Here is a 25135-nt window from a genome sequence, read left to right as displayed (position 1 = left end):
GACCGCTCACCTTCTTTTAAAGACATTTCGTACATCGCTACATACATATAATGGCACATAAAATGCCTTTCTGCTTCACCTGAGCAGAAAGGCATTTTCAAATGACCTTTCTCCCATCTGTCAAAGCCCTTTGCTTTGTGTGATTTGGCACCATGTCAACAAAAATTGACGGTTGCCGGGCTTCATCGGGCACATCCCTCCACCTCTCTTGATAAGAGTTATATATTCCTATTCCGATATACTATTACGAAAGATTCATAGAAGATATGGTATCACGTTATATATAGGGTGTCAATTAGACGAATCATATTTCAATATATTGTTAATTCCTAGATTAAAGGGACGTTAAACCTGTGGCCTTTGCAATCGCTTGCTCTAAATCTTCAATAATATCCTCCACATTTTCAATTCCAATCGATAATCTGATTAGATCCTCACCGACTCCTGCGGCTTTTAATCCTTCCGCATCTAATTGTTGGTGAGTTGTGCTTGCTGGATGGATAATTAAACTTTTGGCATCCCCAACATTGGCAACATGGGCAAATAATTCGACACTATTAATGACCTTTGCACCTGCTTCTCTGCCGCCTTTAATTCCAAATACGATTATTGAGCCAGCACCTTTAGGTAAATACTTCGCTGCCAACTCTTTTTCTGGGCTATTTTCACTACCAGGATATAGAACCCAATTAACAGCAGGATGCTTTTCTAAATATTCAACTACCTTCACAGCATTTGCTACATGTTCCCTCATTCTTAAGTGTAATGTTTCTAGTCCTAAGACAAATTGGAAAGCATTTTGCGGACTTAATGCTGGGCCAAAATCACGTAATAATTGAACACGCGCTTTTGTGATGTATGCAGCTGCACCAACATCTCTTGAATAAACAAGACCATGATAACTTTCATCTGGCTCTGTTAAACCCGGGAATTTAGGTGAATTCCAGTCAAACTTACCACTGTCAACAATAACTCCCCCTGTTGATGTTCCATTACCTAATAACCATTTTGTCGCAGAGTGAACAACAATATCCGCTCCAAATTCAAACGGCCGGCATAAATATGGTGTTGCAAATGTATTATCAATAATTAGCGGGATCCCAGCATCGTGGGCAATACTAGAAACTTTTTCAATATCTAACACCTTTAGACTAGGATTTCCAATTGTTTCGGCGAAAATTGCTTTTGTTTTATCTGTAATGGCGGCACGGAAATTCTCTGGGTCTTCTGAATCAACAAACTTTACCTTAATTCCATATTTAGGAAGTGTGACAGCAAATAAATTATAAGTACCACCGTATAAGTTTGCATCAGAAATAATTTCATCTCCACTTTCAGCAATATTTAATATTGCTAGAGTGATGGCAGCCATGCCACTTGAAACTGCTAAAGCGCCAATTCCACCTTCAAGCAGTGCGACTCTTTCTTCAAAAACAGTTGTTGTTGGATTATGTATCCGTGTATAAATATAACCCGGCTCAGCTAATCCAAATAGATTGGCGGCATGCTCAGTATTTTTAAACTGATAAGCATTGTTTTGGTAAATAGGTACAGCTCTTGCACCTGTTACTGGATCTGGTTGAAGACCACCATGGACACTTAGTGTTTCAATACGATATTTTTTATCTGACATCACTATCTCTCCTTTTTTCACATCGGAAAAGTACGAATTAAAACCAAAAAAATTTCACTGTGTAAATCAACTCATTTTATAGTGAAATTTTACCACAAACGATTTAATTGTCAATATAAATTAGTTTTTGTCGCAAATTCGCTTAGTAACTCTGGCTTACCTAGATAAAATAAAGTTTCCATAAGTAGAAGTTCACGAAATGAGAACGTTGTTGTAATTTCATTGCTTTTGACGGCTTCCCGTAATTTCTTCTCTCCCAAGATGATTGATAGAAATAATTCCTCGCTTCCTTCTAATCTTTTAGGTTGAGGCAAAACTCGAGGAGTAGCCTCTAAGTTAATCATACCTTTGTCTATTTCTAATATAATGTCTCTCTTTTCAATCCTTAATTGAAAAGAAAAACAAAGATTCTTAATCAGCGTCCTTAGAGTTAATTTCCGATTTACTTGCTCCACCCATAAATTGACTAACTCGATCACATCGAATCCCACCTATCGAAATCATTTATGATATATATTCCGTTTGATCGGTTTGGATTCCTGCAAATTTAAAGGGTATATTTTCGGAAAATTCCATTAAATTTTTGCATATTTCTACAAATATATTTCCCGAGAAATATATAAATAAAGAGCTAAATCGACAACCCCACTGTTATAGCCTCAACGTTGTTTTTATTGTTTCAATTAAATAAGGAACCGATTGAAAGGTGTATATTTTAGTTTCCACCTTCCCTTTATTTATAAATACTAGACATGGTACACTCTCAATCTGCCATTCCTGCGCTAAACTCTGCTCATAATTTAAATTGATTTTCCCGATTGTTAACTGTGGCAGCATTTCTTCAACGACTGACAACATTTTACTAGCAACTTGGCATGTACCACAGAAAGGGGTATACAAATAAACACACCCTGTTCCTTCTTCCCTTATGAGACTTTCTATTCTCTTCTGATTCCATTCATTCATAACTCTTCCCTCGATCTAAATATTCACTATGAACATCAATATTAGCTGTTAGCAAAATAGTTGCTAAGTGAAAATGGGGAGCACTGGCAACTTCACGATACATTTTATCAATATATAGATGAACAGCATTTGGAAACTCTCTTTTTAATCGCTGTCGTAATTTTTCTCCCGATAGATCCGAATCAACTAATATATATAGATCACAATCAAACAACACTTCTCCCCATTCATCTAATGTGGCAGACGAAATCGTTCCATTTGTACATATGATCTCTACCGGCTCTTTAATGATCTTCTGTATTTTATTACGATCCGAAATCCCCTCTACAATGATGATCTTTTCAGAATTTAAATTTCTCATTTTTTCTCCCTTGTTTAAACACAGTTCCAAATACAGAAAGCGCCAGAGTGGGCGCTTTCTACTATCATGATTAATGCTTATTTGCTCACCATTTCTTCATATTGTTCAGCGGTCATTAACTGTTCAAGTTGTGCAGTATCAGTTACTTCCACTTCAATAATCCAACCATTCTCATATGGTGACTCATTCACAAATTGTGGATCATCATCAAGGTTTTCATTAACCGCAACAACTTTACCACTGATTGGTGCATATAATTCGGAAACTGTTTTTACTGATTCAACACTTCCAAATGATTCATCTGCAGTAATTTCATCGTCAACCTCTGGCAACTCAACAAATACGATATCACCAAGTTCAGATTGAGCAAAATCAGTAATGCCCACTCGTACTTTATTTCCTTCTACTTTTATCCACTCATGATCTTTAGAATAACGTAATTCTTTTGGTGTATTCATGTAATTCCCTCCAAAAATTTATATGTATAAGTTTAAAATAAACTTAACGCCAAGTATTTGTAAAATCTTCTTCCTTAAATCCAACGGTGACCTTTTCACCATTTGTAACAATTGGTCGCTTGATTAACATTCCATCGGAAGAGAGAATGTCGAGCAGTTCATCTTCTGTTGCTTCCTTTACCCGGTCTTTTAATCCCATTTCACGATATTTTTGACCACTGGTATTAAAAAACTTCTTAATTTCTAAACCGCTCGCTTTGTACATTGCCTCCAATTCATTACGTGTTGGAGGTGTTTCAACAATATGTATTTCTTCATAGGGCATTTCATGCTCATCAAGCCACTTTTTTGCTTTACGACATGTACCACATTTAGGATACCAATAAAACTTAAGTGCCAATCCATCACCTCATTTAATAGCTTATCCATTCCTAAAGTTATTTTAACATAAGGTTAATCGATTCGAAACTAGTATATCGATTCTTCTTATATATTTCACCTCAAAAAAACGGCTGACTTTCTATTTAGTAAGCCAGCCTGTTAGAGAGAATTAGTTTATATAGCGTTCAGAATCAATTAATCCTCTTGCCGCATCTCTTTTTAATGTGATGATATTTCTTGGATTAAACCTAGTAAACTTTCGAAGAGCAGAAAGCATCATTCTTAATGAATCTCCTTGCTCAACCCCAATCAATGTTTCTTTAGCATCCTGTTCAATTCTTTGAAATGCTTCTTGACAGAAGATTTGGGTATATAATAACTTTTGCTTCGTTTTTTCAGCTCCAACTCTTCCAATCGCTTTTTCGGTTCGTAATACAACGGATTCCATCGCATAAACATTTGAAATGATATCGGCAATATTAACGAGAATCTCTTGCTCGCTCTCTAATGCTTTCCCATATTTCTGAGCGGCCAGCCCTAATATTAAAAGACTTATCTTTTTGCCATTTTTGACTAAATATTTTTCTTGGGCCAATGGCTCATCTCCTGGTGTTTCTGGAACGAGCATCATTAGTTCGCTTTGGAGCTTTTGCGCTTTTTCAAGTAATGGCAACTCCCCTTTTAGCGCTTTTCGCAAAAAGGTAGCCGGTACTAATAAGCGGTTTATTTCATTTGTTCCTTCAAAAATCCGATTAATTCGTGAGTCCCGGTAAATTCTCTCAATTTCATATTCGGACATAAACCCATAACCGCCATGGAGCTGAACACCTTCATCAGCAATATAATCAAGTGCTTCTGTTGCAAAAACTTTATTTAGGGAGCATTCAATGGCGTACTCAGAAATTGCTTTAGCAATTGAATGGCCATCTTTTAATTCTTGTCGGGACAGTCTACCCAATCGATCTTCATAAAGTCCAACTGTTCGATACACTGAACTTTCTGCAGCGTAAACAAATGCTGCCATTGTTGCAAGCTTTTCCTTTGATAATGGGAACTCTGAAACCGGCGTCTTAAACTGCTGACGCTGGTTTGTATATTGAATGGTTACATCTAGAGCTCGTTTGGAGGCCCCAACTGCTCCAACCCCCAATTTATAACGGCCTATATTCAATATGTTAAAAGCAATGACATGACCTTTCCCAATTTCCCCGAGTAGATTATCCTTTGGGATGAGGGCATCTTGTAAAATTAACGTCCTCGTTGATGAACTTTTGATGCCCATTTTCTTTTCTTCTGGCCCAGTCGATACACCAGGGAATTCTCGTTCAACAATAAAAGCAGAAAAATGTTCACCATCAATTTTCGCATACACGATAAAAACATCGGCAAAAGCCGAGTTAGTAATCCATTGCTTTTCGCCATTTAAAATATAGTGTGTTTCTTCTTGATTAAGTTTAGCGGTTGTTTTCGCTGCAAGCGCATCAGAACCTGAACTCGGCTCTGTTAGTGCGTAAGCCGCAATTTTTTCACCTGTAGCCAATTGGGGCAAATACTTTTGCCTTTGGTTTTCATTTCCGAAAAGCACGATAGGCAACGATCCAATCCCTACATGGGCACCATAGGAAAGTGAAAATCCACCTGCTCTAGCCATTTTTTCTGTTATAAGAGCTGAACTAATTTTGTCTAGTTCCAGACCGCCATATTCCTCCTGAACATCTGCACTTAGTAAACCTAATTCGCCTGCTTCTTTTAGAAGTTTAACTGATAGATCAAAGTCATGGTTCTCTAATCGTTCTACATGTGGTAAGACCTTATGAATAACAAACTCTTCCGTTGTTTTCGCAATCATTTTCTGTTCATCAGTAAAATCCTCTGGTGTCACCACTTGCTCACAAGATATATCATTGATTAAAAAACTGCCACCTTTAACCAATGAATCAGACCCACTAACCACTGTATATTCCCCCTTTATTTCCACATCTTTTAGTACAGTTCATCAAAGATTCACCTTAAATTAGCTCGAAAATACCAGCCGCTCCCATTCCACCTCCAATACACATCGTCACGATTCCAAATTGAATTTGACGACGATGCATCTCATGGATAAGGGATAACGTTAATTTAGTTCCTGTACAACCAAGTGGATGACCTAGCGCGATCGCCCCTCCATTTACATTTACTCTTTCTTCATCTAATTGAAGCTCTTTTATAACAGCTAAAGCCTGCGAGGCAAAAGCCTCATTTAATTCAATCAAACCAATATCCGATAATTGCAAACGGGCTAACTCTAGTGCCCTGGGGACCGCTGCAACTGGACCAATCCCCATAATTTCAGGAGGGACTCCACTTACTGCAAACGACCTGAACTTTGCCAATGGTTTTAAACCAAGGGACCTAGCCTTTTCCTTTTCCATTATCATCACAGCTGCAGCTCCGTCACTCATCTGCGAGGCATTTCCCGCAGTTACCGTTCCTTTTACTGAAAATGCAGGTTTTAATGAAGCTAAACTTTCCCTACTTGCATCTGGCCGTACTCCTTCATCTTTACTAAATTTAGTAATCTTTTCGACTTGCTGATGGTTATGATCTACAAATGTATTTTTTACATCAACCGGTACGATTTCCTCATTAAAAATTCCTTTATTTATTGCAACAGCTGCTTTTTGATGACTTAACACCGCAAAGTCATCCTGTTCTTCTCTTGATATCTCAAATTTTTTAGCCACTTCCTCAGCAGTATGACCCATACTCATATAATATTGAGGAGCATGTTCCGCCAACTTAAGATTAGGACGCACAACATGACCCATCATAGGGACAAGGCTCATTGATTCAGCACCACCAGCAATAATCGTATCGGCAGCACCCAACATAATTTTTTCTGCCCCATAGGCAATCGTTTGAAGTCCTGAAGAACAATAGCGATTGATCGTTATTGCCGGAACCGCATAGGGAAGCCCTGCTAGAGCTCCAATGTTGCGGGCCATATTCATCCCTTGTTCCGCTTCTGGCATTGCACAACCGATGATTAAATCGTCGATATTTCCATCATAATTTCCAGCCCGCTTAATGGCTTCCTTTACAACAAGTGCCCCTAAATCATCCGGTCTTACATCCTTCAAGGTTCCTTTTTTGGCTTTGCCAACTGGAGTTCGTGCCCCCGAAACAATGACGGCTTCTTTCATCTATTGAACCCCCTTCCCTATTCCCGTGAATTTTTGCATATATTTAATTACGCAGCGGCTTTCCTTTTAAAAGCATATGTCTCATCCGTTCAAGTGTTTTTGGTTCGGTAACTAAACTTAAAAACGCCTCTCTTTCTAAATTTAACAAGTATTGTTCATCTACCTTCGTTCCAAACGGTAGAGATCCCCCCGCTATCACAAATGCAAGCTTTTTAGCAATTGTATAATCATAATCTGAAATATAACCCGAATCCTTCATTGATTTTGCGGCAAGCAAAAGGGTTGCATAACCGGTTTCCCCTACAACAGGAATCAGTTCTCTCGTTGGAGGATGATAGCCTTTTTGATAGAGTCTTAGTACAGCCTGTTTCGCATCGTAAAGTAAATGATCTGGGTTTACACTAACAGCATCAGACAAGTAAAGGTAATGATTTTCCTGCGCTTCCACACCGGAAGTGGAAACCTTTGCAAGAGCAATAAGCTCGAACACCTTATTGGCTACCTTTTGCAGATCGGTTTCATAGCCAATAGGTATCGCTTTTAAATGACGAATATAGAGCTCTTTATTTCCTCCTCCACCTGGAATCAATCCAACACCCGTTTCAACTAAACCCATATATGTTTCGATCGATGCTTGAATATGGGCGGCAGGCAAACAGACTTCTGCCCCTCCACCAACCGTCATACCAAACGGTGCAACCACTACTGGTTTAGAGCTATATTTTATTTTCATCATCGTCTCTTGGAACGTTCGAATGATGAAATCCAGTTCATAAGTTTCTCCATCTTCAGCTTCCATCAGCATCATGAAGAGGTTCGCTCCAACACAAAAGTTTTTTCCTTGATTGCCAATGACAAGCCCCTTAAAATTCTTCTCAACTTCATCAACAGACCTACTAATCATTTGTAAAATATCTAATCCAATTGCGTTGTTGGTCGAGTGGAATTCCAATAAAGCTACTCCATCCCCAATATCAATTAAACTTGCACCACTATTTTTTTTAATTGTGCCTTTTTGTGACTTGATTTTTGCTAAGTTAAGAATTTTAGGGTTTTCCTTAAGCCATACATACTCTCCTTGATGGTAGTAATAGTGCTGGCCATTTTCTTCTTTATAAAAAGTGCGAAAACCAGAAGTCAGCATTTCTTTTAACCACGCTGGAATTTCTACATTTGACTCTTCCAGCTTTTGCAAAGATTCTTCCAGCCCGATTGCATCCCATATTTCAAAGGGGCCTTGCTGCCAACCAAACCCCCACTTCATTGCCCTGTCAATCGAAACAATATCGTCAGAAATTTCACCTAGTAATTGCGCTGAATATACTAAAACAGGCGTTAGTAGATTCCATAACAACTTTCCTGCATGATCATTAGCATATATGAGCAATTTTATTTTTTTTGAGAGGTTTTTTTCACTTTTCACCATGTCGATAGAGGAAGATCTTAACTTTTTTCTCGGTTGATAAGTTAAGGTTCGAGGATCTATTTCAAGGATTTCATTGCCCTTTTTTAAGTAAAATCCTTGTTTTGACTTACTACCTAACCAACCATTTTCAATCATTTTTTTCATAAAAGGTGGAATATCAAAGACCTGTTTCTCTTTACCTTTTGTTTTTCTGGCAACATTTTCAGCAACAAACGCAAATGTATCAAGGCCCACAACATCTAAAGTTCTAAAGGTGGCACTTTTTGGTCGTCCAATTAAAGGACCTGTCACAGAGTCGATTTCACCAACGCTTACGCCAGCTGCTTGCATTTCGTTAGCCGCTACAAGAAGTCCATATGTTCCAATTCTATTTGCAATAAAGTTAGGAGTATCTTTCGCAATGACTACCCCTTTTCCTAGCACATCCTCTGCAAATCTCTTCATGTATTCGATCACTTCTAGGTCTGTTCTTTTTGTTGGAATGACTTCAAGTAATTTTAAATATCGAGGGGGATTAAAAAAATGAGTTCCTAGAAAATGTTTTTGAAAATCATTGGAGCGATCGGCTGCCATGGCCTCAATAGATATTCCCGATGTATTTGAACTAACGATACTACCTTCTTTACGATATTGATCGACTTTTTCTAGTACTTGTTTTTTTACCTCTAAATTTTCAACTACTACTTCAATAATCCAATCAACCTCTTTTAATTTTGAAATATCATCAACTAAATTCCCTGCTTGGATGAGAGTGAGATTTTTTGGAGTTGTTAATGGTGCGGGTTTCTGCTTTAGCAACTTTTGGAGGGCTGATTCACTAAAACGATTTCGAACGGTTTTATCCTGGAGGGTCAGACCTTTTTCAATTTCTGCGTCTGTCAAATTTGTTGGAGCGATATCTAGAAGTAAAGTTTGAATTCCTACATTTGCTAAATGCGCTGCAATTCCTGACCCCATAACACCCGAGCCTAGAACGGCTGCCTTTCGGATAGGTTGGATCAATGAAAGTTCCTCCTTTTTCCAAAAATTAATAATAGTTGCAATTCCAGTTGATTCTGGTGCAATTATCTTTGGACCTCAAATTGACCCAGTTTTGAAGGTTAATTTTCCTCTTCATATCAAATATATTGGGGATTTTTCTAATCATTCCATTTACTGCGATCAAATTAAATAGATAATCAATGTTTTTTTCAGTTCTGGACAAACTAATATTGGAGGTGATTGTAAGTGGCAAAGGGCAAAAAGAATCCTTCAAAGGCTGGGGTTAGTGCGGCAAGCGTTAAAGGGAACGCTGGTCCAACCGTTGAAGAAGATGGCGGTGGAAAAGTAAACAGTCAAAACAATCAATATAAAAAATAAGGGGGTCAAACCATGCAACAACAACAAAATATGAATAACCAAAATCAACAAATCATTTATCAGCAACCACCTGATGTGATCACTACAAAAGATTCTCTCTACATTTCGGACATGCTTTCTTGGAATTTGCTTGCTATGAAAAAAGCTCACTTTTATGCACAAAATTGCCAAAATCCTGAACTTAAAACCGAAATGGAACGTTGCGGCCAAATGCACCAACGTCATTATGAACGTATACTTAACCATTTAAATACACAAAACCAAACCGAATCACAAGGTCAATATAAAAGCCCTAATGTGACAACAATGTAATTCAATATACGGAGGTGTTAATCTTGAATCAAAATCAAAATCAAATCAACCAAAGTCAAACAATCGCAAATCCAAAAACACAACAATTGAATAAAACACCACAAATGAATGACCGTGATTTATTAAATGATTTATTAACAACTGAAAAATATATGACAAATGGATATGATACTTTTTTAAATGAAGCAAGCCATGAGGCATTATATCAAGACCTATTACAAATCTATACTGAAACTCAAAATCAGCAAAGACATCTCTATAATCTCATGTTCCAAAAAGGCTGGTACAAGTTAGAACCAGAAGATCAACAAACACTACAACAAAAACATAAACAATTCTACAACTATACAACGACTCAATTCCCATATGGTGGACAAAATATCCAATAGTTGTTAATTGTTAAGCTACTTACTTGGCGAACAAACGATGTAATCTCACTTATTGCAAGAAAAAAAGCCGCTTTCCAACAAGAAAGCGGCTTTTTTTAATCATCTTTAGCAAACATATACCGTTTCTGGTGATAACGAATAGAAAAGATTAGCCCGATTGCTAGCATATTCCCCATTAATGAACTTCCCCCATAACTAATGAAAGGAAGTGGGATCCCCGTAATCGGCAACAACCCGATTGTCATTCCAATATTTTCAAAAACGTGGAAAGTGATCATACTAATAACTCCTACACAGATATATGTATAAAAGTTATTTTTTGTTTCCATGCCCACTTTCGTTATGTGATAAATGAGCATGAAAAACAAACTTATTAAAATACTAGCACCAATAAATCCGAATTCCTCTCCAACAACACTGAAAATAAAGTCTGAATGACTTTCAGGTAAATAAACTTCCCTTGTGCCAAACCCTTTTCCAGACGTTTCGCCTGAACCAATTGCTAGTAATGATCGTGTCAGTTGGTATCCAGACGAATCTTGATAATTATACGGGTCAATCCAAGAGTAGATCCGAGCAAATTGATATTCCTTAACCCCTAAATATTTCTCTAACACATCGGGCTGCCAAAGAATAAAATAAAAAATCGTTCCTATAAGGACAAGCGCAGTTCCAAAAATGGTTGTTAAAATCTTCCAGGATATTCCTGAAATAAAAACCATTCCGAGCATAATTGCAATCATGACAAGAGATGTTCCTAAATCAGGCTGCTGCATGACTAATAAGATGGGCACCATTGTAACAATCCCTAATTTAATTAACAACCATAAATCGGTTTCAATTGTTTTGATTAAGTATTTATGATGATGTTCAACAATCACCCTTGAAAGGGCTAAAATCAAAAACACTTTAAAAAACTCGGATGGCTGTAATGATCCTAATCCCGGAACCTTATACCAACTTTTAGCTCCATTGATAACAGGTGCAATACTATTGGGTGCAACAATCAAAAACGCTAATAAAACAAGACCAATCCCATACAAATACCAACTTATTTTGGTGAGCTGTTCCGAATCAAGCGTAATGACAGAAGCGATAATGATTGTTCCTGCTATATACCAAATAATTTGCTTTACTAAGAAATTTTCATTATATTGCCCTGTTGTTTGCGCACTGTAAATTGCAATACAACTAGCAAGACATAACAACATTAAAATAAGAACCAAGCTAAAATCCAGTCGTGTTTGAGATTGATTATTTGTCGTCATGTTCCGTCCCTCTCGATCTAGTTGTAAAATTTCTCTAATACAACACGAACGTCGAATATTGTCGATAAAAATAGGATATACAATACTTTATTATATTGATATATAACTAAAATCACAACATTGTCCGAATAAATGGTTATAATTAACTTTATTATGATTGATTTTGGAAAAGTCATCTATGAACATCAATAATACATAGATAAGGGAGAGAGAGCACCATTATGAAATGGAACCGTATACTATTAACAAGCATTCTAACTGTTTTATTATTATTTTTAGCAGCGTGTGGAGGTGCCAATAATACAGAGGAAAATCAAAATGATGGAACAACGACTGAGGAAACGGAAACGAATAAACAAGCAACTAAAAATGAGTCATCAGCAACCGGAGATTTAATTCTAGCTACGACCACTAGCACCCAGGATAGTGGTTTACTGGATGTATTAATTCCAATATTTGAAGAACAAACGGATGTTAATGTTAAGACCATTGCAGTTGGTACTGGTCAAGCGTTAGAGATGGGAACAAAAGGTGAAGCGGATGCTTTGCTTGTTCACTCTCCACAGGCTGAGGAAGAAATCGTAGCAAGCGGAGATGCCATCAATCGGAAAAAAGTAATGTACAATGACTACGTTATTGTTGGACCAACAGCAGATCCAGCAGTTGTTAAAGGACTAAAAGTTACAGAAGCATTCCAAAAGCTTTTAGATAAAAATGCCGTATTCGTTTCTCGTGGGGATGATTCCGGTACACATAAGAAAGAATTAGCGATCTGGACAGCTATTGGTTTAACTCCAACTGACAACAAAAGCTATAAACAAGTAGGACAAGGAATGGGTGCTACATTAAAGGTTGGTAATGAAAAAGATGGATATGTATTAACAGATAGAGCCACTTGGTTAGCGCAAAAGGATAACTTAGCAAACCTTAACATTGTAGTGGAAGGGGATGACGAATTACTAAACATCTACCACGTTATGCAAGTAAACCCTGAGAAGCATGATAAAGTAAACGCTGCAGCTGGTGAATCTTTTGTTGATTTCATGGTTAACGAAGAGACATTGAAGGTCATTGAAGAATTTGGTGTAGAAGAATATGGTGAGCCTTTATTCTTCCCTGATACTGAAGAATAATAGAGTTCTGTATGATATACTTTTAAATGTAAAGGTGGCTGGGGGGATTTTTTCCCCCAGCCATTCTTTATAATATCGGAGTCTCGATGCAACAGTTATAAAGGATGATCACAATGGATTTAATTTGGGAAGGACTATTGAAGGCATTCGAATTAATAACATCGGGGGATGCAGGGATTTTTGAAATTTCCCTCTTAACCTTACGCGTTTCTTTTACCGCCATTTTTATAAGTACGATTTTTGGAATTCCAATTGGAATCTTGCTAGGGTTGTTCCGCTTTCCAGGCAGGAAATTGATTCTCATCTTATTTAATATTGGAATGGGACTACCACCAGTTATTGCAGGATTAACAATAACGATGCTGTTATGGAGATCAGGACCCTTAGGTGACTACGCATTATTATATACACCAACTGCAATTGTACTCGCACAAATTCTCGTATCATTTCCGATTGTGGTCGGACTCACTTTTTCTTCTTTTCAGCAAATCGACGAAAAACTGCTAATGCAAATTAAAGCATTAGGTGCTACTAGAATCCAAATGCTATGGATATTATTAAAGGAAATGAAGATTGCCATTTTAGCTGCAATTATGGCAGGCTTTGGCCGGGTAATAGCAGAGGTCGGGGCAGCAATGATGGTCGGAGGCAATATTTTAGGGGAAACCCGAATTCTAACCACTTCAATTATGATGGAAGTGTCAAAAGGGAATTTTGACGTGGCAATTGCGCTTTCTTTCATTTTAATGTCGCTTGCTTTTCTCATTACTTTTTGTTTAACAGCCTTGCAACAAAGGAGGCATATATAATGACAGAATTCATTCGGTTGGAAAAGATTGAGTATAGCGTTCCAGGTAGGAAAATTCTATCCATTCCCGAACTTACTATTGAAAAAGGAGTCACATATGGAATCATGGGTCCAAATGGTGCTGGGAAAAGTACATTGTTAAAAGTTTTATCCCTTCTTGATTCACCTTCAAAAGGCAATATATATTTCAGCGATGAAAAGATTAACACCAATCATGTTACTTTGGAGCAAAGAAGGAAAATTGCGATTGCCTTACAACAATCTCTTTTACTTAATACCTCCGTATTTAATAATATTGCCCTTGGATTAAAAATTAGAAAGGTCTCTCGTAGGGAAATTAAGGAGAAAGTATATTATTGGCTTCAAACCTTTAATATTCCTCATCTTGCAAATAAACATGCTCACCAACTTTCAGGTGGGGAAGCTCAGCGTGTGAATTTAGCACGAGCGATGATTCTAGAACCTGAATTACTTTGTTTGGACGAACCTTTTTCAGCACTTGATTTTCCCACAAAAATGAAATTAATTCAGGAATTTAAATCCATCTTATCTAATACTGGAACAACTGCCATTTTTGTAAGTCATGATTTACTTGAAATGAAGTCTTTAACTGATCAATTATTTATATTAATGAATGGCGAAATGAAACAAAACGGAAATACAAATGAAGTCATTCAACATCCAAATAAGGCAACAAGCCCATTTATTAATGAATGGAAATCTTTATTACCAACGTAATGTAATTGTCCTAACACTGTGTTTACCGTAAAAAAAGCCATACCCCAATGGTATGGCCAAAATATGGAGGATCGGTTGAGGAATAGACAACCTTATGTTGTCCTTACTATTACATATGTTAGCTAAGGATATTTGGTACAGGCCTTTCACTATTTTTTTAAAAAAATCGTATATTTTTTTCATAATCGGGGAATACTATATTTACATGTAAATCCCCCTTTTTCCCTCCTAGTATAATAGGAGGTTTTTTTCAGTCTTTAACCACCAAATATATATACAAAAGAAGGAAATCAGCATGACACTGATTTCCTTCTTACTTATCAATCAAATTCGCCCGTCGAATTTGCGTCCGGATTTTTCTCGAGCTTGCTCGAGAAATTACCCTTAATAAATCCGAGACATCCGCCGGAGGCTTTAACTTCATTCAGCCGGGATTTGAATCCCCACTGAATTGACAAAAGATTGCATTCATCCACCACTTATAGAAGTGGGAGACTTCTGTACCTGTCGCAAGCTATCGGTACAAAAACATTTGCTGAATGAAGTTAAGCATTGGCATTTTTTATATGTTCTTCATTTTTCTCCTCAATTGGTTTCACATCTTTCGACAGGAACCAGCCACCTAAAGCCATAGCAACTAATACACCATAGAAAATAATACTCCATGTTGTTGAGTGTACGAATGACTCTGGAATAATAGATACATCCGGATGACCAAGCGTTAAGACGGCTAGTTTAACTCCGACCCATCCAACAATTAAAAAGGCAGCAGTTTCAAGTCCTGGTCGTTTTGCCAGCAGCTTAACGAATAAGTTTGCCGCAAAACGCATGATTATTAAACCAATAAAACCACCGGCAAAAATGACAACGAAATGTCCTGCATGCATACCGCCAATTTCACCAACATTTGGAATGACTGGAAGCGTAACAGCTAATGCGACAGCGGCTAAAATGGAATCAACAGCAAAGGCAATATCTGCTACCTCTACTTTGAATACCGTCATCCAGAAACCACTTTGCTTTTTAGGCTTGGCCTCTTTCCCGTGATTACCATCAACTGTTTTTGGTTTAGCGAACCGTTTGAATAAGTTGTTAAAGCACATGAACAGAAGATACAGGGCACCGATTGCTTGAACTTGCCAAATATCCACAAGAAAAGATATTAGAAATAAAGACGCAAATCGGAAAACAAACGCTCCCGCCAGTCCATAAAATAAAGCTCTTTTACGTTGCTCTTCGGGAAGGTGCCTAACCATGATTGCTAATACTAATGCATTATCTGTTGCTAGTAAACCTTCCAATACAATAAGAATTAATAAGACCCAACCATATTCCATTAATAACGATAACTCCATGTTCAACCTCCTAAGGTCACCTTTTTTATTAAACTCTAAAGCTAGCAGCTTAATTGGATTTGTAACAATGCCTCCTTAATAACAAAAATAAAGACCTTTACCAATAGGTAAAGGTCTAAAGCACATAATCCTACAGACCCTACCTATTGGTAAAGGTCTTGCTAACAACCTTGACGGCTGCCAACAAAGCCGGGAGAATTCCTCCGTAATGACGACTTTGCTGTAAAAGCTACTCCCCTTTGGGTGAAAGTGTTATTCTGATAAAGATTATAATAAAGAGTTTACTAGACGATGTCAAGGAAAAACGAAAAGCTTTATTTTAAGGAATTATTTCCAGTTAAATAAGGATGATATTTTGCATGATATATAATATAATAATATAGTTTGAGTCAAGACGTGGTTCGAAACCATCCCACGATAAAAAACTAAGGAGAGATGTTAAATGAATATTAGGACACTGGCGGTGAATGGAATTGTGGCCGCACTGTACATTGCGGTTACTTTTGTATTTCAACCATTCGGTTTTACAAATGTGCAATTTCGTCTTTCAGAGATGTTTAATCATCTTATTGTCTTTAATAAAAAATATATTTATGGGATCGTTCTTGGTGTTTTTTTAGCAAACCTATTCTTTTCGCCAATGGTTCCTTATGATCTGATATTTGGAGTCGGACAATCGATGATCGCCTTATTAATTACGATTTTTTCGATGAAATATATAAAAGGAATCTGGAAAAGAATGTTCTTTAATACCCTAGTTTTCACATTCACGATGTTTATCATTGCCTTTGAATTAAAACTAGCCTTGGGGTTTCCATTTCTATTTACTTGGCTAACGACTGCTGCGGGTGAGCTAGTTGTAATGGCTATTGGTGCGCCCATCATGTATTTCGTAAACAAACGTGTAGAATTCAATAAAATGATCAAACCTTCTGTTACTACGCCAAAAAATCAAAAATTAGCCTAATTAATTAAAAGGCGCCAGATCCCTTCAAAACAGATCTGGCGCCTTTTTTGTTGTTATATACTTAATAGTGTAAACTTGTAAAGTGTTCACTTTCAACCTATAATGAAAATGAGTGCTGCGAACACTCATTTTCTCAGTCTATATTTTTAAAGGAAGAGTTCATCCATTCAATAATGTCATGTACTCTTCTTTTTTCATTATTGCAATGCTTCATCAATACTCTTCACCATTTCTGATACAGAAACTAATCCACCACCAGAAATATACCAATAGTTTGGATCAAGATATACAATATTTCCTTCTTTATAAGCATTTGTTTCTTTTATAATATCATTTTCGATGATTTCTTTTGCAGAACTTCCACCATCACCTGTTGTTACCACTGCACCACGATCCACTACAAATAAGTAGTCTGGATTTTGTTTAAAAATGTAATCAAAGTCCACGCTCATTCCGTGTGTTGACACATCAATCTTCTCATCAACTGGCTTAACACCAAATACGTCATGGATTACACCAAACCGTGAAGATGGTCCATATGCACTTACTGTACCTTCATTTGCTAAAACAACTAACGCATTTTTATCAAGCCCTGATACCTTTTCATTTAAGGCTTCAACGCTTGCAGCCACTTTAGCTAATTCTTCTTCTACCTCTGCTTCTTTTTCAAAGATCTGTCCAATTATCTCTGTATTTTCTTTAAATGATGCCATATAATTTGTTTCGTCAATACCTAAGTAAATTGTCGGTGCAATTTCTTGAAATTCCTCATATAATTCAGCTTGTCTAGCAGAAATAATAATTAAATCAGGTTGAAGTTCATTAATTTTTTCAAAATCGGGTTCTTTAATCGAACCTACGCTTTCATAATCATCACTTGTATACTTTTCAAGATAGCTAGGAACCGTGCCTGCTTTTGGAACACCAACAACATCAATTCCCAATGTGTCCAATGTATCTAGAATACCAAAGTCAAAAGAAATAACCCTTTCAGGATTCACTTTTACAGGTGTCTCTCCTAAAAGATGATTAACGGTAATAGTTTCTGTAGATTCGGACGGTTCTTTTTCTGATGCTGAATCTGAATTTGAATTACATGCTGATAAAAACAGTACAAATAAAGCTAAAAGTAAAAACGATAATTTATGTTTCATCTTACACCTCAGAGATTAGTTTAGTTTAGTTTACATCATTTGGTTGAATCATGTTAAAGCCTCAGGCGGAAGCCACAGATTTTTACAGTATTAACAAGTAAACTCGATAAAGTCTGAGCGCAAATACGCCAAGGCGATTTGATTTATATATTCATTGCTCACTTTATAAAAGAACAACCTTTCATGGTGATATATAGCCTTTTAAAAGGGTGCGCACTTCTATATTCACTGTGATAATTGTTCTCATTTAAAGTGGAAGAAAATGAAACTTAAGCATAATAAACGCAAATTCTGCAATTATTAACATGTTGAATATCAATATCCATATCATATATATCTTTTAAAACAGATGGTTTCATGATTGCATCTGTTGGTCCTTCTTTGACTACTTTCCCATTTTTCAATGCGACAATATAGTCTGAATAAACTGATGCAAAATTAATATCATGAATAACAATAACAACTGTTTTTCCAAGTTCATCAACAAGTCTACGCAATACTTTCATAATTTGAACCGAATGTTTCATGTCAAGATTGTTTAATGGTTCATCAAGCAGGATATATTCAGTATCTTGCGCAATAACCATCGCAATATAAGCTCTTTGACGCTGCCCGCCGCTCAGTTCATCTAAGTATTTATCTTGCATTTCTTCAAGTTCCATATAGTTAATGGCTTCATCTACAAATTTCCAATCTTCTTTTGTAAGTTTACCTTGCGAGTAAGGAAAACGGCCAAAGGAAACAAGCTCTCTTACGGTTAAACGAACATTTATATGGTTGGATTGTTTTAATATGGAGATTTTCTTTGCTAATTCAATGTTTTTACAAGATGATAATTCTTTATCATCAATATGAACCATTCCTTCGTCAGCCAAAATTAAACGGCTGATCATTGACAAAACTGTACTTTTTCCGGCTCCGTTTGGACCAATAAAAGAGGTGATTTTTTGCTTTTGAACTTTCATTGTTACACCATCGACCACTTTTTTTGTTCCAAAACGTTTTGTAAGATTTCTAACACTTAGCATATCTTTCTCCCCTTTTTTTAGGCTTTCCTTTGTTTTAATAAAAGATAGATAAAGTAGACACCGCCAATAAAGTTAACAATGACACTTAATGTTGTTGAAAAAGTAAATATCCTTTCAACAATAAACTGACCACCGACCAGTGAGATAATACTTATCAAGATTGAACCAATGATCAAAACCGAATGACGAAAAGTTTTAAATAATTGATACGTTACATTAACAACTAATAAACCAAGAAACGTAATTGGCCCCACAAGTGCGGTTGAAACTGAAATTAAAATGGCAACTACGACCAACAAACGTTTGACGATTTTATCATATTCAACCCCTAAATTAATCGCATGTTCTTTGCCAAGTGCTAATACATCTAAATATTTGAAATATCGTAGAAAATACAAGGATACCACCAGAATAACAATCGTAGATATATATAGTAAATCAGCGTTAATATTGTTAAAGCTGGCAAACATCTTATCTTGGATCATCATGAATTCGTTTGGATCGATCAATACTTGCATAAATGTTGAGAGACTTTGAAACAGGGTTCCAAATATAATTCCTACGAGTAAGAGAAAGTAAATATTATTTCCTTCTCTTTTAAAAATAATCTTATAGAGAACTCCTACAAATGCAATCATAAGTCCTATTGAAATAAAGAAGTTAATTCCTTTACTCATGGTTGTAAGTGTCGCTCCATAAGCAAAGACTAAAATAGTTTGGATCAACATATACAATTGATCAAGCCCGATAATACTTGGTGTTAAAATTTTATTATTCGTAATGGTTTGAAAAACAATTGTTGAAAAGGCAATTGCTGCACCCGTCAACACCATTGCGAATATTTTCTCCGTTCTTTTTCCCAAAACATAATCCCAAGATCCTCTAACATCTGTAAACAGAAAAATGGCGATAAGAGCAATAGCTACAATGGTTAGTATTCCTATTTTTGTCCAATTACGCATAAGCTCTTCTCCTAAACAATAAATAAATGAAAATGGCACTACCGATAACGCCGACTGTTAAACCGATGGGTATCTCATATGGGTAAATGATTAGTCGACCAAATATATCACAGGCCAAAATGAAAACGGCTCCAAGTAAAGCTGTATGAGACAAATTCTTTTGTAGATGATCGCCCGCATAGATAGAGACGATATTTGGTATAATTAATCCTAAGAATGGAATCATTCCAGCGGTTAAAATTACAACAGAAGTCATCATTGCAACAAGTCCTAATCCGATGTTGACAATTGTCCGATAATTAAGCCCTAGATTAATCGCAAATTCTTCTCCCATGCCAGCCACTGTAAACTTATTTGCAAATAGATAACAAAGGATAACAAGTGGGATACTGATATAAATAAGTTCATATTGACCCTTCACAATCAGTGAGAAATTACCTTGTAGCCAAGATGTCATATTTTGAATTAAATCATTTTTATAAGCAAAGAAAGTAGTAATGGAGTTAATTATATTTCCAAACATTAATCCTACAAGAGGTATAAATACCGCATCCTTGAATTTAATCTTGTCTAAAATCTTCATAAAGATAAAAGTACCTAGTAAAGCAAAGGTGAACGATAATCCCATTTTTATTATTGGATTTGCTGCTGGTAAAAACATCATCGTGATTAGAATTCCAAATCGAGCTGAGTCTTCAGTACCTGCAGTTGTTGGAGAGACAAACTTATTGTGACTTAACTGCTGCATGATGAGTCCACTTATACTCATGGCCACCCCTGCAGTAATAATGCTGACAAGGCGTGGTATTCTACTACTCCAGAAAATCATCGATTGCTCTCTAGTCATCGTAAACAGATCGAGCGGTGAAATATCTGTTGACCCAATAAACAGCGATATAATAGATAATATAATGAGTGCGATAAATAGGTATCTTTTCTTCATAGGACTGTCCCTTACTCTCTTTTTTGACTTGGGCATATGTAACTCTAAAATATTATTCTCTTAATCTTTTATTAATTGAGATTCATTATCATTAATAATTAAAAAAATAATCAATGCAATTGAGACTCATTATCATTTAGTTTCAAAAAAATTTGTTCCAATAATTATATAGTGGAATCATTCATTAAACATTAACTGATATTGATTATCATTTGCTCTATACTTAAAATTCTACCATGAAATAAATGAGTGTCAATACATAACCAGTAAAAAAAAGTTACAGAATTTAAAACGTTTTCATTTTATTCACACTATTATAAAATATTTTTATAGTACCGTAAGCAAAATTTACTAATATTAGATATTTAAAGTCATAAGTATCTAATAAGTGAAACTTCCATAAATGGATGTTTTATTAGCCCTGCTGACGGAAAGGTTTAAGTCATAGCTTGCTGGTCACGTAGACGTTGCCAGAGGTGTATTTAATCTGTGTTCAACTTTCTGTGTTTAACGGGCAGCTGATCATCCAGCTATCCTCTATTGTAATCGGAACCTTTATGTGGGAGACTTAATCACCGTTAAACCAGATAAATTATTTTAGATAGTATGCACCTTCTTCAAAAACAAGATTCATTCGCAAAGCTTTATATAATATAGAAGAAATAATTATTAAACATTTAGAGCAAAAGTGTTTGAATTATCAGAAAACAATTGTTATAATAGAAAAAAGGTTAAGGAGTTGATTTCCATATGAAAAAGTATTATCTGAATGCCCCTCAAAATCCTATGGTAACTGATCATTCGACACTTGCCGAAATGGTGCTAGACAAGGCGCTGAGAGATTTTCAGAAAGAGCGCTTATTAAAGGAAATCGACTATTCATTAGAAACCAAAAATAAAGAAGTATTTATACGATTAACGGAAGAATTACAGAAATATCTTGAATAAGATTAGCACGAACATACCCGATTTCAAATGAAATCGGGTTTCTTATTGTTTTGGATTGAAAACTCTTTAATAAGTGGGTGGGAACGGGACTCTGCAGAAATAGATGAGGATCGAAGTGTTTATGTTTTAATTGAATATATTTTAACCCCAAAAACCGATCTAGCGAAAAAGGTAGAGGAAGGGAATATGGCAGTTGGCTTCAGTTTGTTTGCCGCTGGAATTGCAGTTGGTTTAGTTGCAGCAGGTAGTTTAACCTATTAAAACAAAGGACTTATCATAAGCTTTCTTGTGATGAGTCTTTTCATCTCTTAATGTATCCTTTTCATTTTTTATACTTTATAATATAATATATTGAATAAAAGGGATATTAGTAGTGCAACTTTTATGCACTACTTTTTGTATATTATGGGCCAATAGAAACGAGGGTGAAAGATGGAATACGCCAATAAATCAACAAAGGATAAAATTCTTCAATTATTGAAAAAAAAGGTGTCTCTATCTGTAAACGAGCTTAGCGATTACTTGACCATCACCCATATGGCCGTCCGTAAACATCTAAGTTCTCTGGAAAGGGATGGGTTCATCTCCTCGAAAGAAATGAAACAGCCAATAGGAAGACCTTTGCAAGTCTATTTTCTAACAGAAATAGGTGAAAAACTATTTCCCAAAAACTATGAAGGCATTACGATCGAATTTCTACATGATTTAAAAGAGCTATATGGGGAAGAAGCTGTTATTGGATTGTTCGAAACAAGAGAAAACCGCTTAACGAATGAGTATTCACAAAAAATTAAATCCGAATCGATCCCTGATAAAGTAAAAGAACTCGTAGATATTCAAAATGAAAAAGGCTATATGGCAGACATGATCCAAGTTGATCAGAATACATATAAGGTCATTGAACATAATTGTCCAATTCTCTCTGTTGCCAATCAGTTTAAAATCGCTTGTCAATGTGAAACCCAATTATTAAGAAATGTGTTAAAAACGGATAATATAGAACGAACCACTTGTAAAACAGATGGAGATCACCATTGTACATTTTTGATCTCTTTTCCTTAAACACCAAAAACCCACTTAGGAAACAAATCCTTAGTGGGTTTTATTAGATTAATTTCACTCGTCGAATTTGCATCCGAATTTTTCAGCTCGCTCGATGAGTCCCCTAAAAAATCTGAGACATCCGCCGGAGATAGAGCATTCCAGTGGAGTTTTAGACCCCAAGGGCAAATGATTCATCCCCCACTTTTACAAGTGGGGGATGAATGCCGAATCGATTTAAATTATTTCGCAGCAGCGAAACGCTTATTAACTTCATCCCAGTTAATTAGGTTATAGAATGCAGAAATATAATCTGGGCGTTTGTTTTGATATTTTAAGTAGTAAGCATGCTCCCAAACGTCAAGGCCAAGGATTGGAGTTTTGCCTTCCATTAATGGAGTGTCTTGGTTTGGTGTACTAGTGATCGCTACCTTTCCGCCATCTACTACTAACCAAGCCCAGCCAGAACCGAAACGAGTTGTAGCTGCTTTAGTGAATTCTTCTTTGAATTTATCATAGCTTCCGAATGCTTCGTTAATAGCAGCTGCAACTTCACCAGTTGGTTCGCCTCCGCCATTTGGAGATAGAATTTCCCAGAATAAGCTGTGGTTAGCATGTCCGCCACCGTTGTTACGTACAGCTGTACGGATGTTTTCAGGAACTGCATCTAAATTAGAAACTAGTTCTTCAATTGTTTTGCTAGAAAGATCATCATGTCCTTCAAGAGCAGCGTTTAAGTTATTCACATATGTAGCATGGTGACGATCATGGTGGATTGTCATTGTTTGCTCATCAAAATGTGGTTCAAGTGCATTTGCAGCGTAAGGTAATGCAGGTAATTCGTATTTAGCCATTATAAATTCCTCCTAGTTATGTAACTTATAATTTTTAATTATATTTAAATTATAATTAATATCATTTACTTTTTCAACTAATAAGCATAAAAGTAATTTTATCAGGCTTAACGGCCAGTAAGCTCCCCATCTCAAGATTCTAAATGCAATAAAAGAAGATAGGTAGGGATCAACAGCCCGTAAAGCTCCAGAAGCTGAACACAGACTAGATACGCCCTACGGCAATGTCTGCGTTATCAGCATGCAGCTGGCCTAAACCTAACCCTCAGTGGGCAAGATCCCCCACTGATGGAAGTTTCACTTTATCATTTAAGGCTGCGACATAAAACTTTTATTACAGACCCTTAAATAGTATTACACCGATTCTAAAGAATATTCTTCTCCAATCGCTTTTAATTTTTCCTCTATTATTGGTGGTGTTAATTCATGTTCCTTCACATAAAGGTTACGAGGGTGCACTCTACATTCATGTGTGCATCCACGAAGGTATTTATGCTCATTCTCTTCCGAACATAGAATTTGTTTATTACACTCAGGATTTGCACAGTTCACATATCGTTCACAAGGCTCCCCAGTAAAATAATCCTTCCCAACAATAACATGTTCAACTTGGTTTACAGGAACACTAATTCTTTCATCAAATACATAGCATTGACCATCCCACAGGCGTCCTTGGACTTCGGGGTCCTTTCCATATGTCACGATTCCACCATGTAATTGTGAAACATCTTCAAAACCCTCGTTAACTAACCAGCCAGAAAACTTTTCACACCGGATTCCGCCTGTACAATAAGTAAGAATCTTCTTTCCCTCAAGCTGTTCTTTATTTTCCCGAATCCATTCTGGTAGTTCACGGAAGGCCTTAATATCAGGACGAATAGCACCTTTAAAATGACCAAGATCATATTCATAATCATTTCTAGCATCTATAATGACCGCATCCTCGTCTTGCATGGCTTCATAGAATTCTTTTGGTTCAAGGTATTTACCTGTCGTTTCATTTGGGTTAACATCATCTTCTAAACGAAGGGTAACAACTTCTTTTCGAGGACGAACATGCATCTTTTTGAATGCATGACCTTCGGCTTCATCTACTTTAAATACGATATCTGAAAAACGTGAATCTGCCTTCATGTTTTTTATATACTCGTCGGTTTGTTCCACTGTTCCAGATACTGTACCATTAATCCCTTCTTCCGCCACAAGAATTCTGCCCTTCAGACCAATCTCTTTACAAAAAGCTAAATGCTGACTTGCAAACTCTTCAGGGTTTTCTATATGGACATATTTATAATACAGCAATACTCTATATTGTTTCATTTTAAAATCACCTATCTAATTTAGATTCATTCATTAATATCTTCCTAATACTTTTTATATAAAAAAGTATAAATAATTATAGTTTAATAACATATATTTTTCAATGTATAATGATAAGTTTATATCAATCCGCTTACGTAACATAA

26 protein-coding genes, 1 pseudogene and 2 riboswitches are annotated in these 25135 nt (G+C 36.2%); of the genes and pseudogenes, 10 read left to right on the top strand and 17 right to left on the bottom strand.

Going from position 1 to position 25135, the window contains the following annotated elements:
• Positions 1-110 precede the first annotated feature (110 nt).
• Positions 111-218, bottom strand: a riboswitch (SAM riboswitch).
• 116 nt (positions 219-334) lie between these two features.
• The 9 genes from R4Z10_RS03835 to R4Z10_RS03795 all read right to left on the bottom strand — a co-directional run bounded on the left by R4Z10_RS03835 (position 335) and on the right by R4Z10_RS03795 (position 9412).
• On the bottom strand, positions 335-1633 hold the full coding sequence (locus tag R4Z10_RS03835) for an O-acetylhomoserine aminocarboxypropyltransferase/cysteine synthase family protein (RefSeq protein ID WP_338471907.1): 1299 nt from the start codon (positions 1631-1633) through the stop codon (positions 335-337).
• Positions 1634-1743: 110 nt separating this feature from the next.
• Positions 1744-2112, bottom strand: a complete 369-nt coding sequence (locus R4Z10_RS03830) for a hypothetical protein (protein ID WP_338471906.1) — start codon at positions 2110-2112, stop codon at positions 1744-1746.
• Positions 2113-2284: 172 nt separating this feature from the next.
• Entirely contained in the window at positions 2285-2599 is a 315-nt protein-coding gene (locus R4Z10_RS03825; RefSeq protein ID WP_338471905.1) for a thioredoxin family protein, read from the bottom strand.
• On the bottom strand, positions 2592-2960 hold the full coding sequence (locus R4Z10_RS03820) for a toprim domain-containing protein (protein ID WP_338471904.1): 369 nt from the start codon (positions 2958-2960) through the stop codon (positions 2592-2594). The genes R4Z10_RS03825 and R4Z10_RS03820 overlap by 8 nt, the downstream gene beginning before the upstream one ends.
• 77 nt (positions 2961-3037) lie before the next feature.
• Complete coding sequence (gcvH, locus tag R4Z10_RS03815; RefSeq protein WP_338471903.1) at positions 3038-3418, bottom strand: glycine cleavage system protein GcvH; 381 nt, start codon at positions 3416-3418, stop codon at positions 3038-3040.
• 43 nt (positions 3419-3461) lie between these two features.
• Positions 3462-3818 carry an arsenate reductase family protein gene (locus R4Z10_RS03810; protein ID WP_338471902.1) on the bottom strand — a complete coding sequence of 119 codons (357 nt, stop codon included), beginning with the start codon at positions 3816-3818 and terminating at the stop codon, positions 3462-3464.
• Between the two features lie 150 nt (positions 3819-3968).
• Positions 3969-5753: an acyl-CoA dehydrogenase family protein gene (locus R4Z10_RS03805; RefSeq protein ID WP_338471901.1), complete on the bottom strand. Its 1785-nt coding sequence runs from the start codon at positions 5751-5753 to the stop codon at positions 3969-3971.
• A gap of 55 nt (positions 5754-5808) precedes the next feature.
• On the bottom strand, positions 5809-6984 hold the full coding sequence (locus R4Z10_RS03800; protein ID WP_338471900.1) for an acetyl-CoA C-acetyltransferase: 1176 nt from the start codon (positions 6982-6984) through the stop codon (positions 5809-5811).
• Between the two features lie 43 nt (positions 6985-7027).
• A complete protein-coding gene (locus tag R4Z10_RS03795; protein ID WP_338471899.1) occupies positions 7028-9412 on the bottom strand; it encodes a 3-hydroxyacyl-CoA dehydrogenase NAD-binding domain-containing protein in 2385 nt (794 codons plus the stop codon).
• Between the two features lie 225 nt (positions 9413-9637).
• Between R4Z10_RS03795 and R4Z10_RS03790 the strand changes: the two genes are divergently transcribed.
• From R4Z10_RS03790 to R4Z10_RS03780, 3 genes are read left to right on the top strand one after another with little or no spacing between them, the layout of a single operon-like run.
• The gene (locus tag R4Z10_RS03790) at positions 9638-9769 is read left to right on the top strand and encodes a YuzL family protein (RefSeq protein ID WP_338471898.1); all 132 of its coding nucleotides are present in this window, start codon (positions 9638-9640) and stop codon (positions 9767-9769) included.
• Positions 9770-9781: 12 nt separating this feature from the next.
• Positions 9782-10081 carry a hypothetical protein gene (locus tag R4Z10_RS03785; protein ID WP_338471897.1) on the top strand — a complete coding sequence of 100 codons (300 nt, stop codon included), beginning with the start codon at positions 9782-9784 and terminating at the stop codon, positions 10079-10081.
• Between the two features lie 44 nt (positions 10082-10125).
• Entirely contained in the window at positions 10126-10470 is a 345-nt protein-coding gene (locus tag R4Z10_RS03780; RefSeq protein ID WP_338473156.1) for a spore coat protein, read from the top strand.
• 95 nt (positions 10471-10565) lie between these two features.
• On the opposite strand, the gene rodA is transcribed toward R4Z10_RS03780, so the two are convergent.
• Entirely contained in the window at positions 10566-11738 is a 1173-nt protein-coding gene (gene rodA, locus R4Z10_RS03775; protein ID WP_338471896.1) for a rod shape-determining protein RodA, read from the bottom strand.
• A gap of 221 nt (positions 11739-11959) precedes the next feature.
• Between rodA and R4Z10_RS03770 the strand changes: the two genes are divergently transcribed.
• The 3 genes from R4Z10_RS03770 (at position 11960) to R4Z10_RS03760 (ending at position 14417) form a co-directional block, all read left to right on the top strand.
• On the top strand, positions 11960-12871 hold the full coding sequence (locus tag R4Z10_RS03770) for a substrate-binding domain-containing protein (RefSeq protein ID WP_338471895.1): 912 nt from the start codon (positions 11960-11962) through the stop codon (positions 12869-12871).
• Between the two features lie 113 nt (positions 12872-12984).
• On the top strand, positions 12985-13680 hold the full coding sequence (locus R4Z10_RS03765) for an ABC transporter permease (protein WP_338471894.1): 696 nt from the start codon (positions 12985-12987) through the stop codon (positions 13678-13680).
• Positions 13680-14417: an ABC transporter ATP-binding protein gene (locus R4Z10_RS03760; protein WP_338471893.1), complete on the top strand. Its 738-nt coding sequence runs from the start codon at positions 13680-13682 to the stop codon at positions 14415-14417. Before R4Z10_RS03765 ends, R4Z10_RS03760 begins: the two co-directional genes overlap by 1 nt.
• Before the next feature lie 545 nt (positions 14418-14962).
• On the opposite strand, the gene R4Z10_RS03755 is transcribed toward R4Z10_RS03760, so the two are convergent.
• Positions 14963-15772 carry a TerC family protein gene (locus tag R4Z10_RS03755; RefSeq protein ID WP_338471892.1) on the bottom strand — a complete coding sequence of 270 codons (810 nt, stop codon included), beginning with the start codon at positions 15770-15772 and terminating at the stop codon, positions 14963-14965.
• A gap of 390 nt (positions 15773-16162) precedes the next feature.
• Positions 16163-16207, top strand: a riboswitch (PreQ1 riboswitch).
• Between the two features lie 7 nt (positions 16208-16214).
• On the opposite strand from R4Z10_RS03755, the gene R4Z10_RS03750 reads away from it, so the two are divergent.
• The gene (locus R4Z10_RS03750; protein ID WP_338471891.1) at positions 16215-16739 is read left to right on the top strand and encodes a QueT transporter family protein; all 525 of its coding nucleotides are present in this window, start codon (positions 16215-16217) and stop codon (positions 16737-16739) included.
• Positions 16740-16936: 197 nt separating this feature from the next.
• Here the strand turns inward: R4Z10_RS03750 and R4Z10_RS03745 are convergent, their stop codons facing one another.
• The 4 genes from R4Z10_RS03745 to R4Z10_RS03730 all read right to left on the bottom strand — a co-directional run bounded on the left by R4Z10_RS03745 (position 16937) and on the right by R4Z10_RS03730 (position 20826).
• The gene (locus R4Z10_RS03745; RefSeq protein WP_338471890.1) at positions 16937-17893 is read right to left on the bottom strand and encodes a siderophore ABC transporter substrate-binding protein; all 957 of its coding nucleotides are present in this window, start codon (positions 17891-17893) and stop codon (positions 16937-16939) included.
• Positions 17894-18162: 269 nt separating this feature from the next.
• On the bottom strand, positions 18163-18921 hold the full coding sequence (locus tag R4Z10_RS03740) for an ABC transporter ATP-binding protein (RefSeq protein ID WP_338471889.1): 759 nt from the start codon (positions 18919-18921) through the stop codon (positions 18163-18165).
• A 17-nt stretch (positions 18922-18938) separates the two neighbouring features.
• Complete coding sequence (locus R4Z10_RS03735; protein WP_338471888.1) at positions 18939-19883, bottom strand: iron chelate uptake ABC transporter family permease subunit; 945 nt, start codon at positions 19881-19883, stop codon at positions 18939-18941.
• Positions 19876-20826, bottom strand: a complete 951-nt coding sequence (locus R4Z10_RS03730) for an ABC transporter permease (protein WP_338471887.1) — start codon at positions 20824-20826, stop codon at positions 19876-19878. Before R4Z10_RS03730 ends, R4Z10_RS03735 begins: the two co-directional genes overlap by 8 nt.
• A 750-nt stretch (positions 20827-21576) precedes the next feature.
• Here R4Z10_RS03730 and R4Z10_RS03725 point away from each other — a divergent pair.
• From R4Z10_RS03725 to R4Z10_RS03715, 3 genes and pseudogenes are all read left to right on the top strand, one after another.
• Positions 21577-21774 carry an IDEAL domain-containing protein gene (locus tag R4Z10_RS03725; protein ID WP_338471886.1) on the top strand — a complete coding sequence of 66 codons (198 nt, stop codon included), beginning with the start codon at positions 21577-21579 and terminating at the stop codon, positions 21772-21774.
• Between the two features lie 120 nt (positions 21775-21894).
• Positions 21895-22035 (top strand): annotated as a pseudogene (locus R4Z10_RS03720) (DUF350 domain-containing protein); the annotation flags it as partial.
• Positions 22036-22206: 171 nt separating this feature from the next.
• Entirely contained in the window at positions 22207-22836 is a 630-nt protein-coding gene (locus R4Z10_RS03715) for a metalloregulator ArsR/SmtB family transcription factor (RefSeq protein WP_338471885.1), read from the top strand.
• A gap of 221 nt (positions 22837-23057) precedes the next feature.
• Here R4Z10_RS03715 and R4Z10_RS03710 read toward each other — a convergent pair whose 3' ends face one another.
• Both R4Z10_RS03710 and R4Z10_RS03705 read right to left on the bottom strand, forming a co-directional pair.
• On the bottom strand, positions 23058-23669 hold the full coding sequence (locus R4Z10_RS03710) for a superoxide dismutase (protein ID WP_338471884.1): 612 nt from the start codon (positions 23667-23669) through the stop codon (positions 23058-23060).
• 354 nt (positions 23670-24023) lie between these two features.
• Positions 24024-24989, bottom strand: a complete 966-nt coding sequence (locus tag R4Z10_RS03705) for a rhodanese-related sulfurtransferase (RefSeq protein WP_338471883.1) — start codon at positions 24987-24989, stop codon at positions 24024-24026.
• Between the last annotated feature and the right edge of the window lie 146 nt (positions 24990-25135).

Source organism: Niallia sp. XMNu-256 (assembly GCF_036670015.1).
Taxonomy (GTDB): domain Bacteria; phylum Bacillota; class Bacilli; order Bacillales; family Cytobacillaceae; genus Bacillus_BD.
This window is presented reverse-complemented; position numbering and strand designations above follow the sequence as displayed.

Excerpts from the sequence above, each read along its gene's own strand:
- R4Z10_RS03835 (WP_338471907.1), bottom strand. The coding sequence starts at position 1,633 with ATGTCAGATAAAAAATATCGTATTGAAACACTAAGTGTCCATGGTGGT.
- R4Z10_RS03825 (WP_338471905.1), bottom strand. The coding sequence starts at position 2,599 with ATGAATGAATGGAATCAGAAGAGAATAGAAAGTCTCATAAGGGAAGAA.
- R4Z10_RS03820 (WP_338471904.1), bottom strand. The coding sequence starts at position 2,960 with ATGAGAAATTTAAATTCTGAAAAGATCATCATTGTAGAGGGGATTTCG.
- gcvH (WP_338471903.1), bottom strand. The coding sequence starts at position 3,418 with ATGAATACACCAAAAGAATTACGTTATTCTAAAGATCATGAGTGGATA.
- R4Z10_RS03800 (WP_338471900.1), bottom strand. The coding sequence starts at position 6,984 with ATGAAAGAAGCCGTCATTGTTTCGGGGGCACGAACTCCAGTTGGCAAA.
- R4Z10_RS03785 (WP_338471897.1), top strand. The coding sequence starts at position 9,782 with ATGCAACAACAACAAAATATGAATAACCAAAATCAACAAATCATTTAT.
- rodA (WP_338471896.1), bottom strand. The coding sequence starts at position 11,738 with ATGACGACAAATAATCAATCTCAAACACGACTGGATTTTAGCTTGGTT.
- R4Z10_RS03770 (WP_338471895.1), top strand. The coding sequence starts at position 11,960 with ATGAAATGGAACCGTATACTATTAACAAGCATTCTAACTGTTTTATTA.
- R4Z10_RS03765 (WP_338471894.1), top strand. The coding sequence starts at position 12,985 with ATGGATTTAATTTGGGAAGGACTATTGAAGGCATTCGAATTAATAACA.
- R4Z10_RS03760 (WP_338471893.1), top strand. The coding sequence starts at position 13,680 with ATGACAGAATTCATTCGGTTGGAAAAGATTGAGTATAGCGTTCCAGGT.
- R4Z10_RS03755 (WP_338471892.1), bottom strand. The coding sequence starts at position 15,772 with ATGGAGTTATCGTTATTAATGGAATATGGTTGGGTCTTATTAATTCTT.
- R4Z10_RS03750 (WP_338471891.1), top strand. The coding sequence starts at position 16,215 with ATGAATATTAGGACACTGGCGGTGAATGGAATTGTGGCCGCACTGTAC.
- R4Z10_RS03745 (WP_338471890.1), bottom strand. The coding sequence starts at position 17,893 with ATGAAACATAAATTATCGTTTTTACTTTTAGCTTTATTTGTACTGTTT.
- R4Z10_RS03740 (WP_338471889.1), bottom strand. The coding sequence starts at position 18,921 with ATGCTAAGTGTTAGAAATCTTACAAAACGTTTTGGAACAAAAAAAGTG.
- R4Z10_RS03735 (WP_338471888.1), bottom strand. The coding sequence starts at position 19,883 with ATGCGTAATTGGACAAAAATAGGAATACTAACCATTGTAGCTATTGCT.
- R4Z10_RS03730 (WP_338471887.1), bottom strand. The coding sequence starts at position 20,826 with ATGAAGAAAAGATACCTATTTATCGCACTCATTATATTATCTATTATA.
- R4Z10_RS03725 (WP_338471886.1), top strand. The coding sequence starts at position 21,577 with ATGAAAAAGTATTATCTGAATGCCCCTCAAAATCCTATGGTAACTGAT.
- R4Z10_RS03715 (WP_338471885.1), top strand. The coding sequence starts at position 22,207 with ATGGAATACGCCAATAAATCAACAAAGGATAAAATTCTTCAATTATTG.
- R4Z10_RS03710 (WP_338471884.1), bottom strand. The coding sequence starts at position 23,669 with ATGGCTAAATACGAATTACCTGCATTACCTTACGCTGCAAATGCACTT.
- R4Z10_RS03705 (WP_338471883.1), bottom strand. The coding sequence starts at position 24,989 with ATGAAACAATATAGAGTATTGCTGTATTATAAATATGTCCATATAGAA.